This window comes from Paenibacillus sp. FSL R10-2796 (assembly GCF_037965315.1).
Lineage (GTDB): Bacteria > Bacillota > Bacilli > Paenibacillales > Paenibacillaceae > Paenibacillus_AQ > Paenibacillus_AQ odorifer.
The window spans coordinates 5,413,495-5,433,955 of sequence record NZ_CP150178.1 but is presented as its reverse complement, the minus strand read 5'-3'; the positions used below and the strand labels follow the sequence as shown (position 1 = coordinate 5,433,955).

At 43.0% G+C, this 20,461-nt stretch carries 14 protein-coding genes; all 14 read left to right on the top strand.

Going from position 1 to position 20,461, the window contains the following annotated elements; translation table 11 throughout:
• Positions 1-4 precede the first annotated feature (4 nt).
• The 14 genes from NST58_RS24420 to uidA all read left to right on the top strand — a co-directional run bounded on the left by NST58_RS24420 (position 5) and on the right by uidA (position 20,438).
• Positions 5-2,188 (top strand): ABC transporter ATP-binding protein, encoded by a 2,184-nt coding sequence (locus tag NST58_RS24420; RefSeq protein ID WP_076191980.1) that lies wholly within the window; start codon positions 5-7, stop codon positions 2,186-2,188.
• Positions 2,185-4,008, top strand: a complete 1,824-nt coding sequence (locus NST58_RS24415) for an ABC transporter ATP-binding protein (RefSeq protein ID WP_339244468.1) — start codon at positions 2,185-2,187, stop codon at positions 4,006-4,008. The genes NST58_RS24420 and NST58_RS24415 overlap by 4 nt, the downstream gene beginning before the upstream one ends.
• A gap of 20 nt (positions 4,009-4,028) precedes the next feature.
• Positions 4,029-4,739, top strand: coding sequence for an AraC family transcriptional regulator (locus NST58_RS24410; RefSeq protein ID WP_076191976.1), 711 nt, complete (start codon positions 4,029-4,031; stop codon positions 4,737-4,739).
• A gap of 109 nt (positions 4,740-4,848) precedes the next feature.
• Positions 4,849-5,850: a zinc-binding dehydrogenase gene (locus NST58_RS24405; protein ID WP_076191974.1), complete on the top strand. Its 1,002-nt coding sequence runs from the start codon at positions 4,849-4,851 to the stop codon at positions 5,848-5,850.
• Positions 5,851-5,862: 12 nt separating this feature from the next.
• Complete coding sequence (locus tag NST58_RS24400) at positions 5,863-6,621, top strand: SDR family oxidoreductase (protein ID WP_076191971.1); 759 nt, start codon at positions 5,863-5,865, stop codon at positions 6,619-6,621.
• Between the two features lie 202 nt (positions 6,622-6,823).
• The gene (locus tag NST58_RS24395; protein WP_076191969.1) at positions 6,824-9,277 is read left to right on the top strand and encodes a glycoside hydrolase family 2 TIM barrel-domain containing protein; all 2,454 of its coding nucleotides are present in this window, start codon (positions 6,824-6,826) and stop codon (positions 9,275-9,277) included.
• Positions 9,278-9,378: 101 nt separating this feature from the next.
• On the top strand, positions 9,379-10,344 hold the full coding sequence (locus tag NST58_RS24390; RefSeq protein WP_076191966.1) for an ABC transporter permease subunit: 966 nt from the start codon (positions 9,379-9,381) through the stop codon (positions 10,342-10,344).
• Positions 10,345-10,356: 12 nt separating this feature from the next.
• Positions 10,357-11,241: a carbohydrate ABC transporter permease gene (locus NST58_RS24385; protein ID WP_076191963.1), complete on the top strand. Its 885-nt coding sequence runs from the start codon at positions 10,357-10,359 to the stop codon at positions 11,239-11,241.
• A gap of 119 nt (positions 11,242-11,360) precedes the next feature.
• A complete protein-coding gene (locus NST58_RS24380) occupies positions 11,361-13,136 on the top strand; it encodes a histidine kinase (protein ID WP_076191961.1) in 1,776 nt (591 codons plus the stop codon).
• Entirely contained in the window at positions 13,111-14,715 is a 1,605-nt protein-coding gene (locus NST58_RS24375; protein WP_076191958.1) for a response regulator, read from the top strand. Before NST58_RS24380 ends, NST58_RS24375 begins: the two co-directional genes overlap by 26 nt.
• 132 nt (positions 14,716-14,847) lie before the next feature.
• Positions 14,848-15,273, top strand: a complete 426-nt coding sequence (locus tag NST58_RS24370) for a MaoC family dehydratase (protein ID WP_076191956.1) — start codon at positions 14,848-14,850, stop codon at positions 15,271-15,273.
• Positions 15,274-15,506: 233 nt separating this feature from the next.
• Positions 15,507-16,781 carry a family 1 glycosylhydrolase gene (locus NST58_RS24365; RefSeq protein ID WP_076191953.1) on the top strand — a complete coding sequence of 425 codons (1,275 nt, stop codon included), beginning with the start codon at positions 15,507-15,509 and terminating at the stop codon, positions 16,779-16,781.
• 134 nt (positions 16,782-16,915) lie between these two features.
• A complete protein-coding gene (locus tag NST58_RS24360) occupies positions 16,916-18,463 on the top strand; it encodes an ABC transporter substrate-binding protein (protein WP_076191950.1) in 1,548 nt (515 codons plus the stop codon).
• Between the two features lie 169 nt (positions 18,464-18,632).
• Entirely contained in the window at positions 18,633-20,438 is a 1,806-nt protein-coding gene (gene uidA / locus NST58_RS24355) for a beta-glucuronidase (protein WP_076191947.1), read from the top strand.
• Positions 20,439-20,461: the final 23 nt, after the last annotated feature.

The window sequence follows — 20,461 nt, the reverse complement described above, 5'->3', positions numbered from 1 at the left end:
TGGTATGAAGCTTATCTTACGTTATCTAAGACCTTTTGCCTTTACGTTGGCAGTTAGTCTGGCCTTTCTGCTGATTCAGGTATTCTGTGATTTAGGTCAGCCGAGATTAATGAGTGAAATGGTCGATATCGGCATTCAATCGGGAGGGATTGAGTCTGGAGCACCTGAGGCGATCAGTGCCGAGGGAATTGAACTGTTGAATATCTTTCTAGACGAGCAGGACGGAGCAATCCTTGCGGATGGATATTCTTTAGTTTTGGCTGGAACGAACAAGGAAATCTCAGCACGTTACCCTACTGAAGATAAGCAGGATATCTTGATTCGGGATGACCCGCACTCAGAGGACGTAGACCGGGCCTACACCCGCGCAGTTCATGCACTTGTGCTTTCATTAGAGAAGTCTGAGTCTAATGACGGAAATCTGAAACTGGAGCAATTGTACTCCATGCTGCCGTTCTTAGCAGAACGTAAAGCTTCTGGTGAGTTGACCTCCTTCATCAGCTCGGCAGCAACAGATAATTCCTTGGTCAGTTCTCGAATTGGAGTAACGTTCACCCGCCTTTTCTATAACGAACTTGGTGTTGATCTGAAGCAGTTCCAGCGGGCTTACATGATTGAAATTGGAATGAAAATGTTAGGGGTATCATTACTCGGGGGGCTCGCAGCAATTATGGTGGGCTGGTTTGGATCCAGGATCGGTACGTCGGTTGCGATGCAGCTGCGCAGAGACATCTTCGAGAAAGTCACCCGGTTCCCAAAAGTAGAGTATGAACAGTTTTCACCCGCATCGCTCATTACTCGAACCACTAACGATGTGCAGCAGATTCAGCAGTTGATCTTGACGGGACTACGTTTATTGCTCTTTGCGCCTATTATGGGCATCGGAGGTATCATTCTAGCTATTCGCAGTAGCTTGTCAATGAGCTGGATTATCGCAGTATCGGTCATTTCAATCTTTGGTATTGTCTTTGTCTTATTTTCCTTATCAATGCCGAAGTTTAAGACGCTGCAGAAATTAATCGATAAGCTGAATTTGATCACCCGAGAAAATTTATCCGGTATGTTAGTCATCCGTGCGTTTGGAAATGAAAAGTACGAAGAGACACGGTTCGAACAAGCCAATAGCAATCTTAAGGTGACAAACCGGTTTGTTCAGCGGACGATGGCATTCATGTTTCCGGCAATGACGTTGGTCATGAACCTTATTATCCTACTAATTATTTGGGTAGGAGCAGGAGCGGTAGCGACTTCCGAACTTCAAATTGGTAACATGATGGCCTTCATGCAGTACGCCACACAAATCATTATGTCTTTCTTACTCATGTCATTGATGTTCATGATGATCCCGCGTGCACTGGCTTCGGCGGAACGGATTCAAGAAGTACTTGACACCGAAGTGAGCATTTCCGATCCCAAACATGCGAAGTCAATTAACGTCGAAGAAGGAGGGAGGGTAGAATTCAAGAACGTTTCCTTCCAGTATAAGAATGCGGAAGAACCGGTTTTGGAAGACATCAGTTTTACGGCATGGCCAGGTCAGATGACGGCCTTCATCGGTACAACTGGTTCAGGTAAATCGACACTAGTGAACCTTATTCCTCGTTTTTATGATGTGACTGATGGCGTAATTACAATAAATGGGATCGATATTCGTGAACATTCACAAGAGGAGCTACACATTAATATAGGCTACGTTCCACAGAAGGGATTTTTATTCTCTGGAGATATTGTTTCAAATGTCCGGTATGGAATGGAGTCTGCAGATGAGTCGGAATTTGAGGAAGCATTGGAAGTAGCTCAAGCGAAAGGATTTGTACAGAATATGCCGGATGGAATAAAGACAACAATTTCTCAGGGAGGAGTTAACGTAAGTGGAGGTCAAAGGCAGCGGCTTGCCATAGCCCGTGCACTGATTAAGAAAGCGCCTATTTATATTTTCGACGATAGCTTCTCAGCACTAGATCTGAAGACAGATGCGGCTCTCCGAAGAGCGCTTAGACCTTTCACTTATACTGCGACTGTCTTGGTAGTTGCACAACGTGTAAGCACGATTAAGCATGCAGAGCAAATTATCATGCTGGATAAGGGGAGGATCGTTGGTAAAGGAACACATCCAGAATTGCTTAAATCCTGTGCTTCTTATCGGGAAATTGCAGAATCCCAGCTGGAGAAGGAGGCATTGGCATGAGCAAAGCCGGATTAAACCCACCCTCCGCCCAAAACTTCAAGGCTGGGATGAAGACACTGTTAACTTACCTGGCACCATTTCGCTGGAGGATTACTACCGTGGCTTTCCTTGTCGTAGGCGCTACACTATTTAACATTGTCGGACCAAAAATACTTGCTAAGGCGACGGATGAACTTGTGACGGGCATTTCATCGAATATGCAAGAGGTTTCCAGTACAATCGATTTTCACTTTATCGGTAGAATCGTGCTTTCGTTAGCGTGTTTGTATGTACTTGGGGCCTTATTTAGCTATTTTCAGGGACACTTGATGGCTGATCTTGCAACTAAGATTTCGTATAATCTCCGTAACGCAGTCATGACCAAGATCAATCGTATGCCTCTTGGATATTTTCAGCGTAATAGTCAAGGAGATATCTTGTCCAGAATGACGAATGATGTGGATACTATGGAACAAACTCTCAGTCAAAGTATCACCCAATTGCTCACTTCCATGGCTACGGTCATCGGAGTTGTGGTGATGATGCTGACAATTAACTGGCAACTGACGCTAATCACTGTTGTGACAGTGCCCGTCTCGCTGTTTTTCGTTATGCTTCTTGTTCGGGTGTCACAAAAGCATTTTCGGCATCAACAAGAGTTTCTCGGGCGTGTCAACGGACATGTAGAGGAGACGTACAGCGGCCACATGATTATGAAAGCTTTTAACGGCGAGAAGAAAGCACTGAAGCAATTCGATGCGGAGAATATAAAGCTTGCTGGATATGCGAAAAAAGCTGAGTTCTACTCCAGTTTAATGATGCCAATTACGATGATCATAAGTAATCTCGGATATGTCTTGATTTGCATCGCTGGTGGGTCGATGGCTGTTAACGGAAAAGTGAGCATTGGCGATATTCAGGCCTTTATTCAATACGTGAGGAATTTTTCCCAGCCAATCATGCAGTTGGCGAATTTATCAAGCCAACTCCAACGGCTGGTTGCCGCTTCAGAGCGCGTGTTTGATTTTTTGAATCAGGAAGAAGAAGAAGAGGAAGAAGCCTTTATACCCGTGGATGAAGTAATGATTCAGGGTAATATCCAATTCGAGCACGTAAAGTTTGGCTATGAGAAGGGGAAGCCGAATATTAAAAACTTTTCACTGGATGTTAAGCCGGGACAGCGCATTGCGATTGTTGGCCCGACGGGAGCAGGGAAAACAACAATCGTCAAGTTACTGATGCGATTCTACGAGCTGGACGACGGGAGGATTCTTATTGACGGGAATGATCAGGCTGAATTCAGACGGAAGGATATCCGCGGCAAGTTTGGCATGGTCTTGCAGGATACATGGCTGTTCAATGGTATAATTATGGATAATATCCGTTATGGAAACTTAAACGCATCGAATGAAGCAGTTATTGAGGCCGCCAAGGAAGCTCAGGTCGATCATTTTGTAAGGACTCTGCCTGAAGGTTATCTGATGGAATTAAACGAGGAGACGAGCAACGTATCACAAGGCCAGAAGCAATTACTTACGATAGCAAGGGTCATTCTGGCTGATCCGAGAGTGCTCATTATGGATGAGGCGACCAGTTCTGTGGACACAAGAACGGAAGTTTTGATTCAAAAGGCGATGGATAAACTTATGGAAGGCCGGACCAGCTTTATTATTGCACACCGGTTGTCCACAATTCGGAATGCTGATATGATCCTTTGCATGGATCAAGGTGACATCGTTGAACAAGGCACGCATGATGAATTGCTGAGGAAGGGCGGGTTCTATGCGAACCTGTATAATAGCCAGTTTGATCAACCGGAGATGATCGCGGATTATCTCTAAAAGAATTTGAGGTGCTGTACATGGAGAAGTTAAACGAAATCACTGACGCTTATGCCCTAAGAAAAGGAAACGATTCTCTATCGTATTTGCTCAGCTGCATTCGCAAGGGAAATAGCAGCCAGATTGAGACTGAGCTTAACGATCCGGAGTATCTCCAATTTACTGAAATGATCTTTAGACATGAGTACTCTTTTGCCTATATGATCATCCAGTTCCTGTGGCCCCAAATCGTCCGCGCTGCTGTAGAAGGCGGAATGCCGGAAATGGCCGCATCGGGGTTGTACAGGAGCTATATTGATAAAGCTAGGCGGAGTAAATCAGTTCGGGTACTGTTAGAAATGCATAAGCAAATCTTTCTCGAGTATTCGTATAAGGTTGCACAGTCGGCCGTTGATTCGTATTACTCACCACTTGTTCGCAAATGCCGTTCGTTCGTAAGGGGGAATCTGTATGGGCGTCTCTCTATAGGTGAAATTGCCCGAGAGCTTCATTGCAGTCGAAGCCATTTAGCCCATGTATATAAGAGTGAGACAGGAGAGACGCTGACCGCCCGTATCCGTCTTGAGAAGATATTCGAGGCCAAGCTGCTTCTAGAGCACTCTTCATTCCCGCTTTCCAACATTGCTCAGAAGCTGGGCTATAGTTCGCAAAGCCATTTTGCCGATACCTTCCGCAAGGTAACAGGGATGACACCTGGCCAATTTCGTAATCAAGCTGAAGTAGAAAGCTAGAATAAAAAAAGCACAAATTTGATATAATTTGCATGATGTTTGTATCCTCCCATATTCTGTGCTGTTATGTTTATAACTGATCGCTAAAGAATATGGAGGTGCTGTATTTATGAAAGCAGCAATTTATCGAGGTGTTCGTGATGTGGTTATTCAAGAGATTCCGGACCCGATTTTAGGCGAGAAGGATGTCATTATTCAGAATTTAGTCTCCGGCATTTGTGGTTCGGATATCGCTGCCTACACTCATGGCGGGGATAAAGTGCTTATTTATCCCAATAGCGAATTCGGACATGAAATGATCAGTGAAGTGATTGCAGCGGGACAAGATGTAAAGGATTTCAAAGTCGGCGATCGAGTGTATCCTTATCCGACCTTCGCTAAAGGAGACATGATGCGTGCGGCTACCATTGGAGGATTCTCCGAGAAAGTTCTTATTCCAAATGTTCTGCTGAATCATAGCTTATATAAAGTACCTGACAAGATATCCAATACAACCGCAGCTATGATCGAACCATTTACAGTCGGTTTTTATGGTGCAAAGCGAGCTAATCCTGAGCCTGGCCAGACGGCTGTTGTGTTCGGTTCAGGTATCATTGGGGTTGCTGCTGCCTTTGGGTTAAGGTCGAGGGGAGTGGAGAAGATCTTAATCGTAGATATCAGCGATTTTAGACTTGATTTATTGAAACAATTCGATTTTGAGGTTTGCAACTCCATGAAGGAAGACCTTGGAGCCAAATTGGCTAATGTTTTCGGTGTGGAATCCGAACTATTCGGCGACAAGATAAACGTAGATATTTTTATTGATGCAGTCGGTGTAGAACAAATTCCGCAGCAGTTCCAGCAATACGGTAAGATGGGCGCGAAGATGGTTGTGATCGGGATCCACCATACACCGCGAGTAATCGATCTTCAAAAAATTACGATGCATTGCCAATCGATCATCGGAAGTGCGGGTTATGAAGACGTAGATTACGTACTGAATTTCATGAAAAAAACTACTTATAATCTGGAGAATCTTGTAACTTCAGAGCACTCATTAGACGAATTCGAATTGGCGATTGCTGCTGCAGGTAACAGTAAGAACGGATTAAAAGCCGTTATAAAATATTAAGAGGTGTCACAAATGAGATTCAAAGATAAAGTCGTTATTATTACTGGAGCCGCTGCAGGTTTAGGGAGACAAAATGCAATCCGTTTTGCTAAAGCAGGAGCAAAGATAGCAATTTGTGATATTCAAGAAGAAAAATTAAAGGAAACAGTAAAGCTGTGCGAAGCAAAAGATACAGATGTAATAGCAACAATTACCAACTTAAAGGAACAAGAACAAATGAAGGAATTTGTTCAGGAAATTAAACAGAAATTCGGCCATGTGGATGTACTAATTAATGGGGCAACTTCTTCCAATTATATGGTGCCTTTTCTAGAACAAACAATTGAAGATTTAGACCATTCTTTAAGAACCCAACTCTATGCAACCTGGTCGATGATGCAACTGTGTTTTCCTTTAATGCAGGAAAAGGGCGGCTCAATCATTAATTTCATAAGCAATGCAGTGCAAGGTTTAGATGGATATGCATCGTATACTGCAGCTAAAGGAGCTGTCGGGGCACTAACTCGAACTGTCGCTATCGAGTGGGGGAGATATAATATTCGCGTGAACAATGTAAGTCCTATAGCGATAACTGATACGGTAATAAATGACTCTCCGAAAGAACTTTATGATGTAATTATGACTCAAGTTGCGAAATCCAGTCCGTTTAAAAGAGTTGGAATACCAGAAGATGATGTTGTCCCGGTTATTTTATTTCTGGCTTCAGAAGATAGCAGATGGATCACTGGGCAAGATATACGTGTTGAAGGCGGCGTAGATATTCACTGGTAGACTATGAGTTATAGATTGTTTTTTAGTATTGAGTTGAAAATATAGATTCTCTTAAGCCATTGCCGATCCAGGCGTGGCTTTTTTAATATCCTATGGAGCAAATTAGTCGCTAAAACGTCAATGAGAAAGTCGTGAGAGTGTTAGTGAGGATTTGAAATTCTCTTTATCATAAGTAACAGAATTAAGTGAAGGGAGAAGGGAAATGAAGAGACTGAACATTGATCGGGCATGGGAATTTGTAAACGGTAAACCGTCTCAAATACCTGGATATAGTATTTCTCAGGCCAGTATCGTAAATTTACCCCATGATTTTATGATCGGGACAGATACCTTTAAGGATGCCCCTGCTGGATCGTTAAGCGGTTATTATGACGGAGGAGTTGGTACCTACACGAAGATGTTGGATATTCCGGAAGAGTATGCCGGGAAGCGGGTTTTAGTGGAGTTCGATGGATCGTACATGAACACGGCTGTATCATTGAACGGGCATCTCGTCACCAGGCATCATTACGGATACACACCCTTCCATGCCGACCTCACTCCCTATATAAAGCCGGGAAAGCCGAACCGCCTATCCGTAACCGTTAACAATGGGGCGCAGCCGAATGCAAGATGGTACACCGGCTCCGGTCTTTACCGCCATGTAGACCTGCTTTGTGCTCCACAGGTTCATATTGCACCATGGGGGATTTATGCCTATACGTCACATATTGTAAACGGCACAGCCTTCATTGTTGTAGAAGTGTCGGTAGAGAATCATACGGGCAAAAGTGAGCATGTATGGGTGGATGTCCAAATAGAAAAAGAGTCAGGAAGAACCGACGCGGGTCACGGCAGGATCAAGATATATCTCCCAGCAGGCGAAACAGTCACCGGACGGGTGCATATTTCAATTGAGAATGCTGAGCTATGGGATATCATTTCACCAAATTTATACCGGATTACCGCTAATTTGTCTGGTAAAGACATTGTACTAGATGAGGATAGTACTCTATTCGGTATTCGTACCATTTCCGTAGACGTCAAAAATGGATTTATGCTGAACGGTCGAACTGTCAAACTTAAGGGCGGCTGTGTTCACCATGACAACGGGATTCTTGGTGCCGCATCTTATTATGACAGTGAGTTCCGCAAGATGAAGCTGCACAAAGACAATGGCTATAATGCGATTCGCTGTGCACATAATCCTCCATCGAGAGATATGCTGGAAGCTTGTGACAGGTTAGGATTGCTCGTTATTAATGAAGCATTCGATGTCTGGACCATGGAGAAGAACATCCATGATTACAGCCAATATTTCGAATTGGATTGGAAGGAGGATATGAGAGCCTTTATTTACCGTGATCGGAATCATCCCTGTATCATTATGTGGGCTACCGGCAATGAGGTCCCTGAGCGAGGAGGCATGTCTGACGGCTATGCATGGGCTGCCAAGCTTGCGGCATGGGTGCGAGAGTTAGATTCGACACGTCCGGTTACCAATTCGTTGTGCTCCTTTTTCAGCGGACTTGATGACGAAGACACGGAGAAATTTTATCAAAGTTTAAAGAGTACATCTGAAAGTAATGGTGGACTTCAAAATCTGGATTCGGAATTCGGCCGAAGTGTCTGGGGCGACTATACTGAGGCTTTCTGTGCCCCCCTCGATGTCGTTGGTTATAACTACTTGAATTACCAATACGAAGATTCCATTATGAGATATCCTAACCGGATCATCTACAGTTCTGAAAGCAAACCGCTGGATATGGCCGAATATTGGCATGACGTTGAACGCTTCTCCCATGTTATTGGCGATTTTAATTGGACGAGTTATGACTACATCGGTGAAGCGGGTCTAGGCAAGCAGCTCTATCTTAAGTCTGATGAGGTGGGACAAGCAAGTATGCTGATCCATATCTCCCCGTATCCTTGGCGTCTTGCCTTTGACGCAGACTTCGATCTATGTGGCTTTGAGCGCCCACAACTCGCTTACCGCAGAATTGTATGGGGATCTGAAGAGACGTTTATTGCCTCCCATAATCCGGAGAACTATGGCAAAACGGAGATTCTGGCGCGTTGGGGATGGCCGGAGTGTGAAAATACGTGGTGCTGGTCTGGTTATGAAAAGAAGCCAGTACGGGTCGAGGTCTATTCGGCAGCAGACGAAGTGGAGTTGATCTTGAACGGCAAGAGTCAAGGTAGAAAGCCAGCCGGTAGGGAGAATCGTTATTCTGCTCAGTTTGAGCTTGTTTATGAGCCGGGATTATTGAAAGCAGTAAGTTATAAAGCCGGTAAGAAAATATCTTCTGACTCGCTCATAACTGGCGGGGAGCCTTCAGATATTCGGATTACGCTGGATAAGAAGGAGCTGGCAGCAGATGGGCAAGCGCTGGTTCATGCAGTTGTAGAAATTATCGATGCCAAAGGCCAAACGGTACCAAATGCTGAAGTCAAGGTGTTGGCCAAAGTGGAAGGTGCAGCTTCATTAGTAGCATTCGGTACCGGTAGGCCGCAGACGGCCGAGAACTATACAAAGGGTGAATTCACATCATATAAAGGCAGGCTGCTTGCAATTGTACGCGCAGGTTATGAATCAGGAAATGCCCTTCTTACAGTGTGTATTCCTGGACTGGGAACCGCCACTTCCAATATTCCGGTTGTCCAGTTAAAGTCGTAAAACTGTCATTGAATTAGTCGTCAAACTGTTAGTTGGGCGGAAGTACATCCTATAGGATAAGGATGTAGCATACATGAAAACAAATAGGAAGGGGATCGGATATGAAACCAGCCGCAACAGCCGCGGCAGTACAAGCCGGGCCAAAAGTGAAGAAAACAAAGATTAATTACAGGAAACATGCTCCGTTACTTATTATGATGATTCCGGGCCTACTGTACTTGCTCGTTAACAACTATCTCCCAATGTTCGGAATTGTCATCGCTTTCAAGGATATCAATTTCGCCAAGGGTATCCTTAACAGTGATTGGGTTGGATTAAACAATTTCGTATATTTGTTCAAAACGTCGGACGCTTTTATCATTACAAGGAACACGATCCTGTATAACCTTGTGTTTATCTTCCTTGGTACGACACTGGCCATTGCCTGTGCAATCTTGTTAAACGAGCTTAAGAATAAAGTAATGCTCAAGTCGATCCAAGCGATCATCACCATGCCGCATTTGATCTCTATGGTCATTGTAAGTTATCTCGTATACGCATTGTTTAGCGCAGAAACAGGATTTATGAACCATACAGTGCTGCCATGGTTTGGTATGGAGGATGGAATTATGTGGTATAGCGAGGCGAAGTACTGGCCTGTTATCTTGACCTTGGTTCATTTCTGGAAGAGCATCGGTTATTCCAGTATCGTCTTCTTCGCTTCGCTTATCGGCATAGATGAGGAGTATTATGAAGCAGCAAGACTGGATGGCGCGAGTCGTTGGAAGCAGATTACTAATATCACCCTGCCGATCATGATGCCGGTCATCATCTTGATGACACTACTCAGCATCGGACGAATATTCTACTCCGACTTCGGTTTGTTCTACCAGGTCCCAATGGCTTCCGGAGCATTGTTCGAAACAACGGAGACGATTGATACGTACGTCTTTAAAGGACTCATGGGTTCGGGTGATCTGGGCATGTCCACGGCAGCAGGGGTCTATCAGTCTATTGTCGGATTTGTTCTTGTCATTTTCGCCAACTATACAGTACGTCGATATAGCAAAGATAATGCATTGTTCTAAGGAGGAAGCATCATGAAGTCGGATGGCAGATTTCTTGGCTTGTTAAGTATTATAATTATGGTATTGTTCGCTGCTGCATGTATCATTCCGTTTGTTCTGCTAATTTCGGGCTCGTTAACGGATCAGAATGCGATCGTAGCACATGGTTATTCTTTTATTCCATATACGTTTAGTACAGACGCTTACGTTTATTTATATGATAGAGGGTCCGATATATTGCGGGCATATGGTGTAACGGTGTTCGTAACAGTAGTCGGAACTGTCGTCGGTGTGACTATTACGACACTTATTGCTTACCCGCTATCCCGAAGAGAAACACCACACCGAGGATTAATTACATTTCTTATTTTCTTCACGATGTTGTTTAACGGTGGCCTTGTACCCAGCTACCTCATTTATACGCAGTTATTCGAAATGAAGAATACCATTTGGGCACTGATTTTACCGGGAATACTTACGAACGGCTATTATATGATGATGATGCGAACATTCTTCCAGTCGACTGTTCCACCAGCCTTAATCGAATCAGCACAATTGGACGGGGCAAGTGAGTACCGGACCTTATGGTCTATCGTGCTTCCGATTTCAACTCCCATCCTGGCTGCAATTGGAATGTTCATTGCAATCTTCTACTGGAACGATTGGCAAAATGGTATGATTTACATTACAAATCCGGCACTCTTTAGTATCCAAAACTTATTAAACCGGATTATGCAGGATATTCAGTTCATTACAACGAACATGTCTTCCAATTCAAGCGAAGCGATGTCGCAGATGCCAACCGATTCTGTAAAGATGGCGATGGCAGTTATAGGTGCACTACCGATTCTAGTAGCATATCCATTCTTCCAGAAATACTTCATAAAGGGTATCGTCATCGGTGCTGTTAAAGGATAAACTAGGAAAGAGTTAAATGATTAGGTGTCCAACAGGCTGCAACTCTATAATATGGGTTGTGGCATTTGGACTTTCTTTACTTGTATGTATTGTTGAAACCCTGTCGAAGGAGCCCTGTCATGACTAATCGCAAATGGCTGTTCGGACGAAGCGCTTTGCGTCGCAAGTTAATACAAAGCGTGTTGCTGATGACCGTTCCTCTGATTGGAATGCTATTATACAATAACTTCTATGCTATCCATGTAGTTCGAGGGCAAGTCGCTGATTCATACAGTAATTTGCTGGGGCTGTACATGAATCAGATTGATAGCAGTTTGAATGACGCTGATGCTTACATGAATACGGTAGGAGGCTCAGGTTATGACTTGACTTCCCTGGGACGGGCCTCAACGGACACGGAGTATTATAGCGCCAAGGTGTATATGTTCAACAAGCTTTCAAGCGATATTTTACTATATGATTCGATAGACAGTTTCTTCGTTTATGAACCCAAACGATTGGATTTTATGATAGTCCCCAAAAGCAACAAATCGTATGAAGAGATTGAGAATAGCACGGATTATATTGTGAATTGGATTCAAGAGGGCACTTACTCAACGGGTACGGCTACTACTGGATGGCAACATCATAAAATTGGGCATGAACATTATCTGATTGAATTTGTTCAATATGGAAATGTTTATCTAGGAGCTTGGGTAAAGACCGAACAGTTGCTCAGGCCGCTGAAATCTCTTCAGATTGGTGCGGGTGGCGAAGTGTTGCTTGCGAATGCGGAGGGGGAGCCAATTGCGACAACGGGTATTGTTAGTGATCGAGGGATAGAATTAAAACAAAGTATGAATAACTATTATCTTTCCGGTACAAAAGAGAAATTCCTTGTGGTAGGTACGCCATCGAAGAGAGGGGCGTTTAGTTTAATAGCTTTTATTCCAGATCAGGATATCTTAGCTAATCTTCCATATCTGCAGTGGGTTATTTGGATGATTACCGCTGCTGGATTGCTTTTTGTTCCATTGGGGCTATACGCGATAAGACAGTCAATTTTGGTTCCATTAACCCGGTTAATGCGAGTAATGAAGAAAGTCCGCACCGGAGACTGGAGCCAACGTGTGGAACTGCGGGAAACGTCAGAGGAGTTCCAAGTGCTCGGCGAATCGTTTAACGCTATGATGACGGAAATCGATACTCTTCGTGTAAATGTATTCGAAGAGCAGCTAAATAAGCAAAGGGAAGAGCTGCAGCGCCTACAAATGCAGGTGAATCCTCACTTCTTCTTAAACTCATTAAATATTGTGTACAATCTTGCCAAAGTCAAAAACTACGAGCTAATCATGCAAATGACATTAGCACTGATTCAATACTTTCGGTTTTTGTTCCGGAGTAATACCTCTTTCGTGAAGCTCAAAGATGAGCTTGAACATACGCGGAATTACATGGACATTCAGATGTTGCGCTTCCCAGGACGATTATCTTGGCGCCTTGATACACCGGACTATTTATCAGATGTCCCAATTCCCCCGCTTGTTATTCAGTCTTTTGTCGAAAATTCAATCAAGCATGCGATGACAATGGAAAAAACTATTCATGTTGCCGTAAGCATCAGATTTGCCGATGATGAAAGCGGTTCTCACCTGAAGATCCGAATCGAGGATTCAGGTCAGGGGTTTGATAATGAGGTGCTTAAGGAACTGCAAGCGGGCCGAAGCGTCGAGAATCAACTGGGCGAACGTACGGGAATCTGGAATGTCCAAAGGAGATTAAAACTGTTGTATAGTGAGCCCCTTTCCATTCACTTCTTTAACGATAATGGATCGGGCGGTGCAGTAGTGGAAATGATTATACCGACCCGCCCGGAAAGGGGGAAGCCAGATGAACAATCAAATGCTTATTGTTGATGACGAAATTCATGCTATTGAAGGCGTTAAAGCTGATTTGGATCTTACAAAGCTTGGGATTATTAAGTTGTTCACAGCTTATAGCATGCGGCAAGCTCAGGCTGTATTCGGGCAGGAGATCATCGATATCATGCTGTGCGATATTGAAATGCCGCAAGGCAGCGGCCTCGAACTAGCGGCCTGGGTAAGGGAACATCATCCGGAGACAGTGATAATCTTTCTGACTAGTCATGCTGATTTTAAATATGCAAAAGAAGCGCTGAAGCTGGGAAGTCTTGATTATTTGCTTAAACCCGTACTTACAACCGATTTGGAGAAGGCAATCGTAAGTGCGCAAAATGTACTCGACCAGTATAACGAAAAAAATCGCCATGTCGTCTCTCATCAATTGTGGACGAAGCATCATGCCTATATCATCGAGCGGTTTTGGCAGGATCTTATCAATCATTCGACACCACGTACCCCTCAAGCGGTACGTGAGCAGGTAGAGCTTCATAATATTCCGATTACGATAGAATCTGTTTTCATACCGGTGTTATGTTCCATCCAACGATGGAATAAGACATTAAAACGAAGAGACGAAAAAATACTGGAATATGCTTTAAGGAATACCGCTGAAGAGATGATTATCGGGAGTCACTCTAACGGTATTTGTTTTCAACTGGATCGGGGGATGCTGCTCATTATCCTTGAACACAACAGAAACGCAGATGTGTGTGATGTTCAATTTAAAGAAGCATGCAGCCGGTATATTTATTCCTGTAATCAGTATTTTTACTGCGACCTATCTTGTTATTTAGGTAATCCTGTAGAAGCTCATGAAATAGCGGATATGGTAATGGAATTGAGAAATCGGGATCGTAATAATGTTGCAACGGTCAATAAACTTTTCACAGAAACTGAGGCCATTCAGATCGGTCATATAGTCACACTTCCGGAGCTAAGACACATTGCTTTGCTAATGAAGACGGGAACGAAAGAAGCCGTTTTTAGCGAGGTGGAAAAAATTCTTAGTACTCTCATTTTGAAGCAAGAGATGAATGCGGAAGTACTCCATCAATTTCATCAAAACTTCATGCAGCTGCTGTACTCATACCTTAATGTCAGAGGTGTTCAGGCCTACAAATTGTTTGGAGACGATCAATCCAAGGAATTATCCCAAAGGGTAGGACGTTCGGTCACTGATATGCTGGAGTGGGTGCGTCATGTTGTCGGCAAAGCTATGAAACAAGCAGATGTGGTCAGAGAGACAGAGACAGTTCTTGAAACCGTTAAACGTTATATTGTACTTAATTTGGAACAAGATTTGCCTCGTGAACAGGTGGCTGAGCAGGTGTTCTTAAACCCCGATTATTTATCAAGAATGTTTAAGAAGGAAACTGGTTATTCGATTTCAGATTATATTCTTATGGAACGAATCAATTATGCGAAGACATTACTGTCACAGACGAACATATCAATTAGTTCAATTGCTACATCTGTTGGTTATACGAACTTTTCTCATTTTGCCAAAATATTTAAAAAAATCGCAGGGATTGGTCCAACCGAATATAGAACTCAGCACAGAAATGGAGAATAGGCCAATAAGAGGTTTCTGGCTTTAAAAACAACAGACGAGGGAAGAGCTATAAGCAAACATGTAGTTCAGCTTGATAAAATGTATATGCCGTTATAGTATAAATAAATAATCAATCCATTTTGAGGTGTATCCATGAGGTTTAATGAGTTTTTTGTCGGACAAATATTTAAAACCAACTCTTTAAGAATCACGAAAGATAGTATTACGAGTTTTGCATCGGAGTATGATCCACAATATATGCATTTGGACGAAGATAGAGCAGAGCAAGGAAGGTTTAACGGAATTATTGCTTCTGGAATACAAACTCTTGCTGTTTCGTTTAAACTTTGGGTTGAAACGGGAAGTTATGGTGATGATGTAATTGCCGGAACAGCTATGAATAATATTAAATTTATAAAACCTGTGTATCCAGATGATGAACTTTATACCATTGTGGAAGTGATTGCAGTTAGAGAGAAAAAGAATGAAACGGGTATCGTTACAGTGTTGTTGTCAACCTACAACGATAAAGATGAGAAAATTTTTGAAGGCGATCTATCCGTTCTGGTCAAGCAATAATTTCATTCGAACAAGACGGCGGCAGTTCAGGACTTATTTACCCGGTCCCAAACTGCCGCTATCTTTATTTATATATGTATTTAAAGTAGCAAACGGTTAACTAATTGACTTTTTTAGTATAGGAACAAGTCTGGAAAGTAACATTGAAATAGTCGTCAAAACGTTAGTTAGTACGATTAGCAAACTATAAAATTAAAATAGTAACTCATTATCATCGTACAGGAGGAAACATAATGTCACTTCAATTTCCTAAAGGCTTTTTGTGGGGAGCCTCAACTGCAGCTCACCAGGTGGAAGGTAATAATGTGAATTCTGATTTCTGGCTGATGGAGAATTTGGATGAATCAGTATTTGTAGAACGCTCCGGAGATGCGGTGGACCATTTCCGGCGTTATCGCGAGGATATCGCTTTAATGGCTAATTTAGGATTTAATGCTTATCGCTTCTCGATCGAATGGGCAAGGATTGAACCGGAAGAAGGCGTGTATGATAATGTGGCTATCGAGCATTATCGAGATGTTCTAAAGACCTGCAATGAATATAAAATCACACCGATTGTGACGCTGCATCATTTCACTTCACCAGTCTGGCTCATTCAATCAGGAGGATGGGAGTCGGAAGACACCCCCTCACGTTTTGCCCGTTATTGTGGCAAAGTTATGCAAGAATTAGGTAAACTCATTCCCTATGCATGCACCATTAATGAGGCGAATATCTCCATTGGAATTACCAAGATCATTAAAAAGCATCAATCACAAGGTGCCGCTCAAGTCGGGATTAACCCGGGGACTGGAGCGCGTTTGGAGACATACGCTAGAGGGTTGAGAACTGCTTTTGGCATTCCGCAAGAGGAGGTGTATTCTTTCCTGGGTCCTCGTTCAGAGAGAGGATTGGGGATCATATTCCGGGCACATACAGAGGCCAGAACAGCCATTCGGAACGTTTCTCCGAACACTCAAGTTGGAATTACTATGTCGCTATATGATATTCAAAGCTTACCCGGAGGGGAAGAACACGCATCCAACGCGCTCAAAGAAGAATTCCTTCAATTCATATCTTATTTGAAAGATGATGATTTCTTTGGCTTACAGAACTATACTCGATCGGTTTACGGACCTGAAGGGTTCTTACCGATTCCCGAAAATGCCGAAAAGACTCAGATGGGTAACGAGTATTACCCACAAGGGTTAGAATCCGTTATTCGCTGTGTTTCCAAATACTTGGATAAGCCGATCTTTGTTACGGAGAATGGTGTGGCAACAGACGATGACGAGAGACGCATCGCCTTTATTGATACTGCATTAAAAGGTGTACATGCTTGTATCCTCGACGGGATACCCTTAAAAGGATATATGCACTGGTCGCTGATTGATAATTTCGAATGGCAACTTGGTTTTTCCAAACAGTTTGGACTCATCGCAGTTGATCGTACAACGCAAGAGCGTCTACCTAAACCCAGTGCTTCTCATTATGGTAATATTGCAGCGAGTAATATGTTATTTATCTGAAAGATGTATGAGGTGAGAAACCTATCAACGAAGTCGTGAAAGCGTTATCCATAAAGTCGTCAAAGCGTTAGTCTATAATTATATAGAAAGTTATGATGGGTCTGTAGTTAACTTATTCGATCAGGGGGATCGTAATGAAAACAAAAGCAAAGCTTATCAGTATGGCCTTAGTTACAATAATGTTAATGGGGATTTTTACCGGATGTTCATCTTCTAATAATGATGGTAATGAATTAACTCCTCAAGAAACAACCGGAATAAATGCTAATTCTTCTGACTCAGGAAAGGATAGTGCGACAAAAGATCCGTTTGAAATTACGATGGCTCTTCCGGTTTTTGGTCCAATACCGGTAGATATTGAATTGGTTCAGAATGAAATAAGCAATATAACCAAAGAAAAAATTAATGCAACTGTAAAAATACTTCCAATCAGCATCGGTTCGTACAATCAACAAATGAACTTGATGAGTTCCAGTGGCGAGAAGCTGGATATGTACATCTCTCTATCATCCATGTATAACTCGGAAGTATCAACAGGTAAATATATTGAATTGGATAATCTGGTGGACATTTATGGTCAAGATCTTAAAGCTCAATTTGATTCCGTATATTTGAACAGTGCTAAGATTGACGGAAAGCTTTATGGGATCCCTGTCCTCAAAGATTTTACAACTGGAGTTCCTGGAATTTTGATGAGAAAAGATTTGGTTGAAAAATATAAGATTGACATCTCGTCTATTAAGTCAATAGATGATTTAGACCAGGTATTCCAGACCATCAAAGATAACGAGCCCGCCATGACTCCGCTTGGAGTTGGCGTATCAGCACCTCTGAGCCAGTACTTGTGGTATGACAAACTTAGTGATCGTTATGGTGTTTTGCCGGAGTTTGACAATGGTTTAAAAGTAGAGAACATATTCGAGTCGAAAGAGTATGAGGATGCATTGAAAACGATGCATCGTTGGTTTAAGGCTGGCTATATCAATAAAGATGCAGCAACCAGCCAGGCTAATTCCTCAGATATGGTGAAAGCAAACAAGGCATTTTCATACTTCGTGACAAACAAGCCGGGGACAGTTGAGGGCGATAGTCGACTTACCAATCATGAGATGGTAGTTGCTCCATTAAAAGATAGAGCATATTCCACAACAAGTGATACATTATTGGCATTGTGGGGCATTTCCGTTAACTCTAAAAATCCCGAAAGAACGATGATGCTATTGAACCTGATGTATTCTGATCCGGATATTGCCAATTTACTCACATGGGGCATAGAAGGAAAACATTATGTGAAGGTGACGGATACAACCATTGATTTCCCAGCAGGTATTGACGCTAAAACGGTTGGATATTCCAATCAGAATTGGATTGTCGGAAACCCGCTTCTTACTTACACGTTTAAAACTGAACCAGTGGATAAATGGGAGCAAGTGAAACAGGCAAATGCTAATGCGACTAAATCTAAGGCCCTAGGCTTCCTGTTTAATACTGAACCAGTTAAAAACGAGATGACGGCTCTCAAAAATGTTCTTACTCAATATGAGAAAGTTCTCGAAACCGGAACTATCGATCCAACTGACAAACTTGATGAATTCAATACAAAGTTGAAGGCTGCTGGAATTGAGAAAGTTATCGCAGAGAAGCAAAAACAGCTTGATGAGTGGGCAGCTGCAAATCAATGAAATTTTGGGGGACCAGGTCTGAAAAGTGACCTGGTTTTTCCTTTGCTGAAGCTAACAAGTCGTGAAAGTGATACTGCAAATGTCGCCAAACCGTTAGTGAGTGGGGGCAGGATCACATATCATTATAATTAAGCTGGAAACTTCAAATAAAAGGAGCCGAAGAACAACTATGCTATATCCTATCGTAACCGACACACGTTGCATTATTGATTTATGCGGGATTTGGAATTTTAAACTGGATTCAAGTAAAGGTTTTCAAGAAGAATGGTATAACGAGCAGCTAACGGATACAATCTCTATGTCCGTTCCGTCCTCTTTCAATGATACGGGGGTTACCGGTGACATTCGCAACCATGTGGGCTGGGTATGGTACGAGAGGAATGTTACGGTGCCGAGTCTACTGTTCTCGGAACGAATTATGCTACGATTTGGATCTGCTACACATAAGGCCAAAGTATACCTTAACGGGAAGCTTGTCATCGAGCATATTGGTGGATTTACGCCTTTTGAAGTTGAAATCAATCCGTATCTGCAAGCCGGTAAAAACCGACTTACAGTTGCGGTTAACAACATTGTTGACGAAACAACGCTTCCGATGGGGGATTACAACGAGATGGAAGTTCCGGGCGGAGGAAAGGTCATCAAGAATAGCCCTTATTTTGACTTTTTCAATTATGCTGGGATTCATAGACCGGTTAAGATTTATACAACCCCCAAGAATGCTTACATTCAAGATGTTAGTATAGTGACAGAATTGAACGAGGCTACAGGAATCGTTAAATATAAAGCGTTAATTAAAGGAGAGGCTGAGGTTAAGGCCATATGCATTGATCAGTCTGGAGCGACGGTTGGAGAATGCAATGGAATATGCGGTACTATTCAACTTGAACACGTTAAGCTTTGGGAACCGCTAAAATCATACCTTTATCAACTCAAGCTAGAAATCCTGCAGGAGGGACAAGTTGTCGACACTTATGAGCAGCCTTTCGGGGTACGTACGATTGAAGTAAAAGATGGTAAATTCCTTATCAATAATAAACCCTTCTACTTCAAGGGCTTCGGCAAACATGAGGATACACCAATCAATGGCAGAGGCCTAAACGAAGCAGCGAACGTCATGGATTTTCGATTAATGAAATGGATCGGAGCCAACTCATTCCGCACTGCACACTATCCTTATTCAGAAGAAATTATGCGACTTGCGGACAAAGAGGGAATCGTTGTTATTGATGAGACTCCTGCTGTCGGGTTACACCTCAGCTTTGCCATAACCCCCAAGCAAGGAGCCAAGCGGAATACTTGGGACACGATTAATACACAAGAGATTCATCGGCAAGTGGTGCAAGAAATGATTGCGCGTGATAAGAATCATCCTAGTGTGGTTATGTGGTGCATAGCGAATGAACCAGCTTCCGAGGAGGATGGAGCTGAGGAGTACTTTAGACCGCTCGTGGAATTGGCTAAGGAATTGGATCCACAAACCCGGCCCGTTACGATCGTTAATATTATGATGGCTACCCCGGATATTGATAAAGTGGCTGAATTCGTCGATGTACTGTGCCTTAATCGTTATTATGGCTGGTATGTGTTTGGTGGTGATTTTGAGACAGCCAAAGCCGTGTTGCGGCAAGAACTGAATAGTTGGATTGAACGCTGTCCCGGCAAACCGATTATGATGACGGAATACGGGGCGGATACGATTGCTGGCCTGCATGATGTAGATCCCGTCATGTTTACGGAAGAATACCAAGTCGAATATTTACGGGCGAACCATGAGGTCTTCGATGAATATGAAGCTTTTGTCGGAGAACATGTGTGGAACTTTGCCGACTTCCAGACCAGCCAAGGTGTAGTAAGGGTACAGGGAAATAAAAAGGGTGTCTTTACACGGGATCGAAAGCCAAAGGCAGCCGCCCATGAACTGCGCAGAAGATGGCAAGCAATTCCTAATTTTGGGTATAAAGCAAACGACTAAAATAAACGCGAGAGTAAGAGACG

What these genes read in the sequence shown, in the direction of transcription:
- NST58_RS24420 (WP_076191980.1), top strand. Translation starts at nt 5, where the DNA reads ATGAAGCTTATCTTACGTTATCTAAGACCTTTTGCCTTTACGTTGGCA.
- NST58_RS24415 (WP_339244468.1), top strand. Translation starts at nt 2,185, where the DNA reads ATGAGCAAAGCCGGATTAAACCCACCCTCCGCCCAAAACTTCAAGGCT.
- NST58_RS24410 (WP_076191976.1), top strand. Translation starts at nt 4,029, where the DNA reads ATGGAGAAGTTAAACGAAATCACTGACGCTTATGCCCTAAGAAAAGGA.
- NST58_RS24405 (WP_076191974.1), top strand. Translation starts at nt 4,849, where the DNA reads ATGAAAGCAGCAATTTATCGAGGTGTTCGTGATGTGGTTATTCAAGAG.
- NST58_RS24400 (WP_076191971.1), top strand. Translation starts at nt 5,863, where the DNA reads ATGAGATTCAAAGATAAAGTCGTTATTATTACTGGAGCCGCTGCAGGT.
- NST58_RS24395 (WP_076191969.1), top strand. Translation starts at nt 6,824, where the DNA reads ATGAAGAGACTGAACATTGATCGGGCATGGGAATTTGTAAACGGTAAA.
- NST58_RS24390 (WP_076191966.1), top strand. Translation starts at nt 9,379, where the DNA reads ATGAAACCAGCCGCAACAGCCGCGGCAGTACAAGCCGGGCCAAAAGTG.
- NST58_RS24385 (WP_076191963.1), top strand. Translation starts at nt 10,357, where the DNA reads ATGAAGTCGGATGGCAGATTTCTTGGCTTGTTAAGTATTATAATTATG.
- NST58_RS24380 (WP_076191961.1), top strand. Translation starts at nt 11,361, where the DNA reads ATGACTAATCGCAAATGGCTGTTCGGACGAAGCGCTTTGCGTCGCAAG.
- NST58_RS24375 (WP_076191958.1), top strand. Translation starts at nt 13,111, where the DNA reads ATGAACAATCAAATGCTTATTGTTGATGACGAAATTCATGCTATTGAA.
- NST58_RS24370 (WP_076191956.1), top strand. Translation starts at nt 14,848, where the DNA reads ATGAGGTTTAATGAGTTTTTTGTCGGACAAATATTTAAAACCAACTCT.
- NST58_RS24365 (WP_076191953.1), top strand. Translation starts at nt 15,507, where the DNA reads ATGTCACTTCAATTTCCTAAAGGCTTTTTGTGGGGAGCCTCAACTGCA.
- NST58_RS24360 (WP_076191950.1), top strand. Translation starts at nt 16,916, where the DNA reads ATGAAAACAAAAGCAAAGCTTATCAGTATGGCCTTAGTTACAATAATG.
- uidA (WP_076191947.1), top strand. Translation starts at nt 18,633, where the DNA reads ATGCTATATCCTATCGTAACCGACACACGTTGCATTATTGATTTATGC.